This window comes from Paracoccus benzoatiresistens, assembly GCF_026913015.1.
Classification (GTDB): domain Bacteria; phylum Pseudomonadota; class Alphaproteobacteria; order Rhodobacterales; family Rhodobacteraceae; genus Paracoccus; species Paracoccus benzoatiresistens.
In genome coordinates this window covers 1-7,809 of sequence record NZ_JAPTYD010000103.1, presented here as the reverse complement: position 1 = coordinate 7,809, position 7,809 = coordinate 1, and the positions used below count along the sequence as shown (strand labels likewise).

Here is a 7,809-nt window from a genome sequence, read left to right as displayed (position 1 = left end):
GCCGCCTGATCGAAGCCAATTTCACATGCCCGGAGCGCGCTGCCAGGGAATTCCTACCACATTCGCGACACGACCCTTCGATCCACACCACTATCGCGAGCACAATCACGACCTGAAAGGCGATCATGAAGCCCTGGCCGACCACTATCTCAGGCATGGCTGCGACGAAGGGCGTCATGCCAATTTCTATGCCTACCTCAAGTCGCAGGCGCCACATGTCGACAAGGCGCTGGCCCAGCTTGTGATCGAGCCGGACCTTCAGCGCCGCATCCTGGAGGGTCAGGAAGACGCCGCGGAACTGGCCTGCGAGATCATCCGCCTTGGCGCCCCCTGGGACAGCAGGATTTCAGACTTTTCGGCGGATGCCTATCTCGACTGGTATCCCGACATCGGCCGGGCCAGGATGGATCCGCTATACCATTACCTGCGCTTCGGCTGGGCGGAAGGCTGGCGGCGCACGCTGGGCGATCTGCGCAAGGGCCTGCATCAGGGCGGCCAGGTGTTCCGACCTGAACTGCCCACGGTCCTGATCTGCGTCCATGAGATGTCGCGGACCGGCGCACCCATCGTCGGGCGCGATCTCGTCCGCGAAGCAAGCGAGACGCACAACGTCATCGTCGCGTCCCTGCGCGAGGGGGAACTGCTGGACCAGTTCCTGCCGCACTGCTGCCAGGCGCTGATCACGCCCATGCCGTTGCGCGAAATGCCCTACCTGATGGGCGAAACCGTGCAACACATCGATTTCGCCATCCTCAATTCGGTCGAATGCGCACCCTTCGTGCACCTGCTGGTCGCAAGGGAGATCCCCTTCACTGCCTACCTGCACGAATATGCCGACTACACCTTTCCGGCCTGGAAGATGGCGATCATGGCGGCCTTTTCGGACCTGCTGGTCTTTTCGTCGGATCATGTCCGTGACAGCTGGAATGGCCGCCTGGCAGATATCCAGTTCGATACCGGTCGCGACAGCATCATCCTGCCCCAGCGGCCGCTGCATATCGGGAATGTCACCGGCCAGCGCCTTCGGGATGCGCGCGCACGGCTGGGGCGGGCCATCGGCCGCGACCTGTCGCAGGCGAGGGTCGTCTGCGGTGCGGGCCACCTTCAGTGGCGCAAGGGCAGCGACATCTTCCTGACCGCGTCCCAGATCTGCCGTGATCGCGATCCCGATTGCGTCTTTGTCTGGATCGGCGACGGTCGCAGCGCCGAGGAGCCCAGTTTTGGACTGTGGTTCGAATACCAGTTGAACCAGTCGGGAGCGAACCAGCCGGGAAGCAACATGTTCGTGCTGCCGGCAGGCCCGCTCTACATGGATGTGCTTGCGGCATCGGACACGATGTTCGTGTCGTCGCGCCTCGACCCGCTGCCGAATGTGGTCTTCGACGCTTTGGCGCAGGGTTGCAGCGTCGTCTGCTTTGACGGTGGGACAGGCTTTATCGACGACATCTATCGCAGCAGCGACCGCATCCGCGCCGTCGAATACGCCAATCCCGTGGCCGCGGTCGACGCGCTGCTGGGTATGCCCCGCAAGCTGGGCACCGATGAACAGGTCTCGCGCCCCGCGCCCGTGGCGCTGTTCGCGCGCATCGCCGAATCGCTGCGCAACCGCCTTTCGGCACAACGGAACTTCGTTCTGGGCGAAAGCGCCATCGATGTTTCGATCCTGTTCGGCCCGTCCGAGGAAGAACGCCCCTTCCGCCGCCGCGAACGCGAGAAGCTGCAAACCTATGGCCGGCGCATGCTGTGGCGGGACGTGGAGGAAGCAGCCGAGGCACTGGCCGCCTCGCCCAATTGGACCCATCGGCGCTGCCGGCTCGAACCCTATTCCGAAGCGCCGGCAAGCACGGTGACCACCCCGGATTTCGCGATTCATATCCACGCCTTCTACACCGATGAGCTGGAAGACGATCTGCGCGACCGCGCGGCCTACTCCCGCGCAAAGCGGATCGTGGTGACGACCGATACCCAGAAGAAGGCGGACGAGATCCAGCGGCTCATGGCGAACCACGGCCTGTCGGCCGAACTGGTGCTGGCTCCCAACCGCGGGCGGGACATCCTGCCCTTCCTGGAGCTTTTCGGCAGCGGCGGCATCGCGGGCGATGACGAGATCTGGTGCCATGTTCATCAGAAGAAGTCGCTGACCTCGGCCAGTGGCGGCGACATCTGGCGCAGGTTCCTGCTGCGCATCCTGCTGGGCGACAGCGAGCACCTGTCCGCGGCCATGACCCGGATCGCCGATGGCGAGACCGGCCTCGTCGCTCCGTTTGATCCGCACTTCGTCTCTTGGGCCGGCTCGCGCCGCCTGCTGCCGCAGATCGAGGACCGGCTGTCCGGCCCCCTGCCCGCGGACCCGCTGGTGTTCCCGGTCGGCAACATGTTCTGGACCAAGGCATCGGTCGCTCGCCGAATGCTGAACCTGTTCGGCGAGGATTACCTGTGGCCGAACGAGCCTATCGCGAATGACGGGACCGAATTCCACCTGATCGAGCGGCTGTGGCCAGCCGTTGCCACGGAATGCGGCTTGGATTCGGTATTTCTGCACAAGCTGGATGAGCGGAGGGTTTAAGGAAGCAGCACCCTAGTACCATTTATGATTTCGGGTTGGTCTACGCCGCGCGGAAATATAGTTGGTGCTTGATGGGTGGACGGAGCTACGCCTGCGACAGACATACCACGGCACCAAGGTGATGGGAGCACTCGACTTGTTCAGGAAGATAAAAGCATGCGCGATCTGCATGCAAAAGAATGAAGGCCGCCTGCTTCAGGCGTGGACACTGCATCACTCAAATATATTTGACGCCGAGAATGTGTATATTCTCGACAATCAATCAGATGACCATAACACGAAGTCTGTACTCGAATGGGCCGAGAGTTGCGGAGTAAACGTCCTTAGGGGCTTCGACAACTTTGAGTTCAAGGGCATAGAGGTAAGCAATCTAATCCAGAAGATTAATGGCCAGTACGACTGGTTTTTGCCGCTGGACGCCGATGAATTCGTGGGGGTTTACAAAAGTGGCCTATTCTCGATGGATCGACAGGATATCCTCCATGAGTTGCGCTTCTCCGATCCCTCAAAGATAATCAGAATGTCAAACTACGTTTGGTCGATACCAAACTCGTTAATGGGATACTACACAGAGGCCCGAAAGACAGTGATCCCACGCGATCTAAATATTCGCTTGGACATAGGTTTTCATCTTTACAGCTGGGATCCCGCGTGTCCTGGCGACACTGTAGCAAGCGAACTATTTCAGAAAAGCTCTCTGTGCTTTGCCCATATCCACAACAAGCCATATGATGAGCTTATCCGATCTGCAAAACTGAAGCTCGAGAAACGGGTTGCATCCTTTGATCGTGAAACTCTGGTAAACTATAAGGGTGCAGGAAATCACTTGATTAAGTATTTCCTGATGACAAGGGATGAGTATGAGTCCTCCTTTCCTCAAGGAAAGATTCCGCTTGGAAAAGCATTCTTTGACGCGGGATTGAGCCTGCCGTTTTCACTTGCATCATAAGCGCCCTGCGATCCGATAAGTTCTTGCTTCGAAAACATCTTTGCCTTTTTCGGCCCAGCAGCATCTCGCTTGTGACCTCGACCTTGCCCTATGGAGACAGCTTGTGAAATCGGCGTATAAAACCGCCCTCCTCGTCCTTGGCATGCACAGGTCAGGAACTTCGGCGCTTGCGGGCGTTCTTGGGCATCTGGGCGCGGCGCTGCCTCAGGATCTGATGGCCGCGTCTGAGATGAACGCGAAAGGCTTTTTCGAATCCAACCTCATCACCGGCTTCAACGACCGCCTGCTGGAGTCGGTCGGATTTACCTGGTGGGATACACGCCGCTTTCCCGCCGACTGGTTCGACAGCCCCGCCGCCGAAACCCTTCTGGCCGAGGCAGTCGAGGCGCTGGAATCGGACTTTGGCGATGCCGCGCTGTTCGTGATGAAGGACCCGCGCATTTGCCGCCTGCTGCCCTTCTGGCGCAAGGCGCTGGATCGCTTTGGCGCCAAACCTCTGGCGGTCCATACACATCGCCCACCTTTGGACGTTGCAGCGTCACTCACCCGCTGGGCGGGTTACGAGACGGACTATGGCCTTGCCTTGTGGCTGCGCCATGCCCTGGACGCCGAGGCGGAAAGCCGCGACATGCGGCGGACCTTCACGACCTATGAAGCGGTGCTGAGTGACTGGCGGGCGGAAACCGGTCGCATTGCCACTGCGCTGGATATCGAATGGCCGAGGTCGAGTGATACGGCTGCGGATGATATCCAGGACTTCCTCAGCCGCGACCTGCAGCATTTCTCCGGCGCGAAACAGGCGACGCCCTCTGCCGCGCTGCCCCTGATGCTGTCCGAAACGCTGGCGATCCTGGACCGCTGGGCCCGGGACGGCGAATCGGCTGAGGATCATGCGGTCCTGGATCGCCTGCGGGGAGCGCTGGACCAGGTCGGACCGGTTTACGACGGACTGGCCCTGCAAGCAGCCTTGCGCAGGGGCGAGGTTGCGGCCTTGCGCGATGCAGTCGGCCAGGCACGCGACGACCTGAACCGCGCGGCGATCCGGATCGACCATCTCGAGGCCAGCCAGCGCGAGCTCGAGGACCGCCATGCCGCATCCGAACGCCGGCTGCACGTCGCCACGGTCCAGTTGCGAGAGTTTACCGCGCAGCGGGCAAAGGAACTGACCGAGCGGCTGGAACTGTCCCTGGCGCTGAACGATGCCACCGCCATGTCGGCACGAATTCCGGCGCTGACCGAAAGGGTCAACGACATCGCCGCCGGGTCGGAGCAAGAGCAGAACCGGCTGCGCGTCGAAAGGGACAGGCTGGCCTCGGCACTTGCGGAGATCACCGCCGAGAAGGACCGCGTCGTGGCGGCAAACCAGCAGATTGCAAGCGAACGCGATCATCTGGCGCGGGACTATCACCAGTTGGGTGCAGATAGGGACAGGTTGGCCGCAGCACTTGCGGAGATGACCGCCGAGAAGGACCGCGTCGTCGCGGCACACCAGCAGATTGCCACAGAACGCGATCATCTGGCGCGGGACTATCGGCAACTAGATGCGGAACTCGGGAAGGTGGCGGCCGATAGGGAACGGCTGGAATCCGAAAGCCAGCAAGCGGCAGCCGAGCGGGACCGGCTGGACGCCGAGCATCAGCGCGTCACGACCGAGCGGAACCAGGCGGCAGCCGAACGCGACGCGGCGCTCCTGCTGTCGAAGGAGCTCGAGGCCGAATTCCGGGCCAGCACGTCGTGGCGCGTGACGGCCCCCCTGCGCTTCGTGTCGCGGCTTGTGGGACGCGGGACCTGACCTCCTGTCCCGCGCATGGCGCCCATGCGTTGCGCTTGGCCGGGCAACCGGTTATTTCTGGTTCAACCGCGACCGAAAGGACATGGCCTTGCGCGATCTTCGGATTCCCGACCAGAGACACCCGGAAAAGGCCCACCGGCCGGATCAGGCACAGCCCAAGAAGCCCGGCTGGATCCGCGTCAAGGCCCCGACCTCGGAAGGCTACAAGCGCACGCGCGACATCATGAAGGACAATCGCCTGTCCACGGTCTGCGAGGAAGCAGGCTGTCCCAATGTCGGCGAGTGCTGGAGCCAGGGCCACGCCACCATGATGATCATGGGGGAAATCTGCACGCGCGGCTGCACCTTCTGCAACGTGGCGACGGGCAAGCCCAACGCGCTTGACGTGTTCGAGCCGGGCCGCGTGGCCCATGCCGTCCACAAGCTGGGGCTGAAGCATGTCGTCATCACCAGCGTTGACCGCGACGACCTGGACGACGGCGGGGCCGAGCATTTCGCCCAGACCATCCGCGCCATCCGCCACCGCAGCCCCGATTCGACGATCGAGGTGCTGACGCCCGACTTCCTGAAGTCGAAACCCGGCGCCCTTGAAATCGTGGTCGAGGCGCGGCCCGATGTCTTCAACCACAACCTGGAAACCGTCCCGGCGCTGTATCCGACCGTCCGCCCCGGCGCGCGCTATTTCCATTCCTTGCGGCTGCTGCAGAAGGTCAAGGAACTCGACCCGGCCATGTTCACGAAGTCCGGCATCATGGTGGGCCTGGGCGAGGACCGGGGCAGCGTGTTGCAGGTCATGGACGACATGCGCGCCGCCGACATCGACTTCATGACCATCGGCCAGTATCTGCAGCCGACGCCCAAGCACCACCGCGTGGACCGCTTCGTCACGCCGGAGGAGTTCGCGGGCTATGAAAAGGCGGCCTTTGGCAAGGGTTTCCTGATGGTTTCGGCCACGCCGCTGACCCGGTCCTCCTATCACGCAGGTGACGATTTCGCACGGCTGCGCCAGGCGCGGCTGCAGAAGCTGGGTCGCGTCTGACCCCTCTTGCAAAAAGACGCGTGCCCTATTAGGCGGGGTTGTCGAAAGGCCCGAGTGGCGGAATGGTAGACGCAGCGGATTCAAAATCCGCCGCCGCAAGGCATGTCGGTTCGAGTCCGACCTCGGGTACCAGCCTTTCTTGCAAGCTATCGAAAAGCCTCAGCTAAGTTTAATCTTGGCCAAGGCGTAGAACATGGCGGCATACAAATCAGCGCCCCACACCTTCACGAAGGACGGGGTTTTTTACCTCGTGCGGCGGATTCCTCTGGAACTGCAAAGGCACTACACCTCCAAGAAAATTGCGTACTCCTTGTGAACCAGATCGGTAGCAGTCGCAACGGCACGGGCCATTCGTGCTGCCAGCCAACTAGATGAATATTGGTTTCATCTTCGGGCACAGGATTGCGCCTTGCCGGGCAAGCACATGCTTCGGCTGAACATGAGTAGGCCTGCCCCTTTGCCACAGCCAGGCAGCCCACCTATCAACACTGCCCAGCCAAACCTTTCCGAGTGTGTAGCAACGTACATTCGGTTCAAGGGGGCAGGAAAATCCAAAACCTTCCAGCGTGCGGCTGAACGGTCCTGCGGCTACGTTATCGACATTTGCAGCGACAAGGCGCTGAACGACTACACACGGAAGGACGCGAATGCCCTCCGGGATGCACTGGTGTCGCGAGGAATGGCCGGAAGCAGTATCACCCGTATCTTTGGCACGGTCAGGGCTGTCACGAATTTTGCTGCCAGCGAAGAAGGCATAACGCTGACCAACCCGTCCGGTGGTGTCTACTATGACCGCACGGCAGGCGTCGTTGATCGCTTACCCATACCCGTCGACAACATCCGGAAAATCCAGACCGAGTGCTATCGTCTCGATGACGAAATTCGTTGGCTGGTTGCCTTGGTCGCTGACACAGGCATGCGCTTGGCCGAAGCCGCCGGATTGCTTTGTGAAGACATCGTCCACGATGATGATGGCTATCACGTACACATCAGAGCGCATCCGTGGCGAAGGCTGAAAACTGCAAGCAGCACCCGGACGGTTCCTCTTGTCGGTTCTTCTGCTTGGACCGCTCAGCGCATTCTTGCGGCGCGTTCCTCCGGCTTTGCCTTTCCTCGGTACAATAAGACGGGCCAGACGAACGCGAACGCAGCAAGTGCAACGTTGAACAAGTGGGTGAAGCCATATGACCCGAAGGTGCCACAATGCACGGATTTCGGCATTCCATGCGAGATAGGTTGCGTCTGTCGAATGTCCGGCAGACATCGTGGAACAAATCGGAGGCTGGCAGACCGAAGGCATAGGGCACGGCTATGGCCGGGGATACCCGCTTGATGTCTTGAGGCGCTGGCTGCAAACAACGGTCAAGTGATGCTCCCGCCGGGTCACTAGGGTCTGTGGGGGTTCATTGTGAGTTGATAACGGCGGCAGCGAGGTAGACCATCGCTTCGAAGCTCCGGTCGGT

The 7,809-nt window shown here is 61.0% G+C and carries 6 protein-coding genes and 1 tRNA gene; all 7 read left to right on the top strand.

The window, feature by feature from the left end:
- Positions 1-2,566, top strand: a 2,566-nt coding sequence (locus tag OU682_RS23100) for a rhamnan synthesis F family protein (protein WP_268944537.1), incomplete at its 5' end; no start/stop codon positions are given.
- 121 nt (positions 2,567-2,687) lie between these two features.
- Positions 2,688-3,515, top strand: coding sequence for a glycosyltransferase family 2 protein (locus OU682_RS23095; RefSeq protein ID WP_268944536.1), 828 nt, complete (start codon positions 2,688-2,690; stop codon positions 3,513-3,515).
- Between the two features lie 214 nt (positions 3,516-3,729).
- Positions 3,730-5,307 (top strand): hypothetical protein, encoded by a 1,578-nt coding sequence (locus OU682_RS23090; RefSeq protein ID WP_268944535.1) that lies wholly within the window; start codon positions 3,730-3,732, stop codon positions 5,305-5,307.
- Between the two features lie 82 nt (positions 5,308-5,389).
- Positions 5,390-6,346: a lipoyl synthase gene (lipA, locus tag OU682_RS23085; RefSeq protein WP_268944534.1), complete on the top strand. Its 957-nt coding sequence runs from the start codon at positions 5,390-5,392 to the stop codon at positions 6,344-6,346.
- Positions 6,347-6,394: 48 nt separating this feature from the next.
- Positions 6,395-6,478, top strand: a tRNA-Leu gene (locus OU682_RS23080).
- 61 nt (positions 6,479-6,539) lie between these two features.
- On the top strand, positions 6,540-6,662 hold the full coding sequence (locus OU682_RS24190) for a DUF6538 domain-containing protein (RefSeq protein ID WP_329609849.1): 123 nt from the start codon (positions 6,540-6,542) through the stop codon (positions 6,660-6,662).
- Between the two features lie 93 nt (positions 6,663-6,755).
- Positions 6,756-7,679 (top strand): site-specific integrase, encoded by a 924-nt coding sequence (locus OU682_RS23075; RefSeq protein ID WP_268944533.1) that lies wholly within the window; start codon positions 6,756-6,758, stop codon positions 7,677-7,679.
- The last annotated feature ends 130 nt before the right edge of the window (positions 7,680-7,809 follow it).